Raw genomic sequence first — 3,003 nt, 5'->3', positions numbered from 1 at the left:
CAACTTGGCTCACTGTAACAGCTTCAAGTCTTGATTTTCCTTCTATGTTAGTTATTGTATGGCTTAGATAAAGTGGTATATCGAAGTCATTTAAGCATTGCTCGATATTTCTAGGAAGTCCATTTGCATATGGACAAAGCTCTACAACAGCCTCTACCTTAGCTCCTTCAAGTGTAAGTCTTCTAGCCATTATAAGACCTATATCCCCAGATCCTAGGATTACTATTTTTTTGCCGACCATAGTATTAGTCAAGTTTATGTATCTTTGTGCTACACCTGCGTTATAAATTCCAGCTGGTCTAGTACCAGGAGTTGATATAGCTCCTCTAGTTCTCTCTCTACATCCCATAGTCAATACTACTGCCTTTGCCTTGTATTGCTTTAGACCATCTCTAGTTGCGGCGATTACAAGCTTGTCGTTAGTTACATCTATAACTGTTGCATCTGTTATGTAGTCGATGCCTTGTTTTTCGACTTCTTTTATAAATCTATCTGCGTATTCTGGTCCGCTTAGAGTTTCTTTAAATCTAGTCAAACCAAAACCATCGTGGATACATTGTTTTAGTATTCCACCTAATTTATCTTCTCTTTCTACTATAAGTATATCTTCTATTCCTTTATTTTTAAGTTCAAGAGCTGCTGCAAGACCTGCAGGTCCACCTCCAACTATTACTACATCTTTATTTTCAATCATTAGTCTCTCACCTTTCCTACAAACATATTAGAGTTTTCTCTAGAATACAACACGTCTTTTCTATCCTTGTTTTTAACCTCTTCTAAAAGTCCTGCTATTCTAGTTTCACAATATCCACCTTGGCATCTTCCCATCATAGCTCTACATCTGTATTTGATTCCAGTTAGAGTTTCGACGCCTAGTGGGTTGTTTATAGCTTGAAGTATTTCTGCCTTAGTTATAGTTTGACATCTGCAGATTATTTCGCCGTAATCAGGATTTTCTTTGATTAAGGCTTCCTTTTCTTCTATAGATTTATCTGCAAAAGTAACTATAGGCTTTCTAATTGGATTGAAGCTTTCGTTTACTGTAAGCTCTTCTTTTTCCTTCATTAGAGAAACTACATACTTGGCGATTGGAGTTGAGCTTGTAAGTCCTGGAGATTCAATTCCAACAAGGTTTATAGTATTTGGAGCTTCTTCTCTTCTTTCTATTACGAAATCGTGGTATCCCCCTTCTTCCTTTGAAGCAAGCTTAGGTCTGATTCCAGCGAAATTTCTTATGAAATCTCCTCTATTTATATGCGGGAATATTCTTCCACCGTCTTTTATCAATAAATCCATTATCTTTTGAGTAGCTGAGTAGTCGTCTCTCTCGTCTATATATTCACTACTTGGCCCTATAAATACATTTCCATCGATTGTTGGAGTCAAGTGAATTCCTAGTCCACCTTCCTTTGGATTTGGAACTGGATATGCTGGAAGGCTTAATTTTGATCCGACCTTTTCATCTAGTATGAAATACTCTCCTCTACATGGATGAATTGTATAATCGTCTATACCGAGCATCTTAGCAACTTTATCGCTGTAAAGTCCAGCAGCATTTACTACCCATCTAGTCTTGTATGTATCCTTTACAGTTTTTATATTGTAGACTTCATCTATTCTCTCTATGCCGACTACTTCATTTCCAAAATAGTATTCGACACCATTAGCAGCCGCGTTTTCTGCAAGTGCTATAGTAAGTAAAAATGGATTCAGTATACCTGTTGTTTTAGACCACATCGCAAATTCGCCGTCTATATGCGGTTCGATCTCTTTTATTTTTTCTTTGCCGATTATTTCTAGACCTTTTACGCCGTTTTTTTCACCTTGTTCCTTCATGGCGATTAATTTTTGCTTGTCCTCTTCAGTAAAACCTACTACAAGCTTACCACATCTTTTAAAAGGCACCCCTAATTCTTCGGCAACTTGATCAAAGCCTTGATTTCCTTCTACACAAAACTTAGCCATAAGTGTCCCAGGCTTGTTGTTAAATCCAGCGTGTAGAACACCAGAATTTCTAGCGCTTGTCTCATTGCACACGTCTAATTCTTTTTCTAATACACCTATTTTTAAATTATATCTAGACATCTCTCTAGCAATGGCATTTCCTACCACTCCAGAGCCAATTATCATAACGTCATATAATTTATCCAACTTAAAGTCCCCCCTTATACGAACAAAATCAGCTCGTATTTTGTATTTTATTTATTATTTTATACTTATTTTGATAATATTTCATTAATTTTAACATATTTTTTTCATTTTGATAATAATTTATATTTTTTTAATTCTAGTTTATAATATTTATATGTAAATTTATTTTTCGAAAGGAAGCGACAATATTCATGATTAAAGACATAGAAGACAAATTTAAAAACTTCGTTCCATATATAAACGGCTTTCAAAATATGAGAAGAGCCTCTGTGCTGATCCCGTTGATTGAAAAAGATAACTCCTGTGAAATTTTATTTGAAGTCAGAGCTAAAACCTTGAGAAGACAGCCAAATGAAATTTCTTTTCCTGGAGGTAAAATAGAAAAAGGAGAAAAACCAATAGAAGCATGCATTAGAGAGACATGTGAGGAATTGGGGACAGTCCCTGAAAATATAGATATAATTTCCCCTCTGGATTTGTACATAAATCACTCAAATTTAATAATTCATCCATATGTAGGAATAATAAAAAACGCAGAGCATCTATCTATCAATACAGCTGAAGTAGACCACACATTTACTGCACCTGTAGACTATTTAATGGATTATTCACCAGAGGAATTCGAAAACGAAATAAAAATAGATCCAAGCGACGATTTTCCATACGACAGAATTCCAAACAAGAAAAACTACAAGTTCGCAGTTGGGAAGTATCAAGTTTTATTTTATGAATACAAAAATTACGTAATTTGGGGAATAACAGCTAGAATCCTAGAAAACTTTTTAACTCTTCTAAAATAATTAAAAGGGCATATGCCCTTTTAATTATTTTAGAAGAGTTAAAAAGTTTTCT

Annotated in this window: 3 protein-coding genes; 1 reads left to right on the top strand and 2 read right to left on the bottom strand. The window is 34.8% G+C overall.

The features are described from left to right. Both MR593_RS07505 and MR593_RS07500 read right to left on the bottom strand, forming a co-directional pair. The coding region (locus MR593_RS07505) for an NAD(P)/FAD-dependent oxidoreductase (protein WP_290691522.1) at nt 1-694 on the bottom strand (694 nt) is incomplete at its 3' end. Beyond that, the gene (locus tag MR593_RS07500) at nt 694-2,151 is read right to left on the bottom strand and encodes an NAD(P)/FAD-dependent oxidoreductase (RefSeq protein WP_290691520.1); all 1,458 of its coding nucleotides are present in this window, start codon (nt 2,149-2,151) and stop codon (nt 694-696) included. The genes MR593_RS07505 and MR593_RS07500, both read right to left, overlap by 1 nt. A gap of 191 nt (nt 2,152-2,342) precedes the next feature. Here MR593_RS07500 and MR593_RS07495 point away from each other — a divergent pair, with 191 nt between their 5' ends. Beyond that, on the top strand, nt 2,343-2,951 hold the full coding sequence (locus MR593_RS07495) for an NUDIX hydrolase (RefSeq protein WP_290691517.1): 609 nt from the start codon (nt 2,343-2,345) through the stop codon (nt 2,949-2,951). Nucleotides 2,952-3,003: the final 52 nt, after the last annotated feature.

It is taken from the genome of Intestinibacter sp., from assembly GCF_022780145.1.
Taxonomy (GTDB): Bacteria; Bacillota; Clostridia; order Peptostreptococcales; family Peptostreptococcaceae; genus Intestinibacter.
Note: the sequence above shows the minus strand (reverse complement) of the source record. Positions and strands in the feature narration are given on the sequence as shown.

Excerpts from the sequence above, each read along its gene's own strand:
- MR593_RS07495 (WP_290691517.1), top strand. The coding sequence starts at position 2,343 with ATGATTAAAGACATAGAAGACAAATTTAAAAACTTCGTTCCATATATA.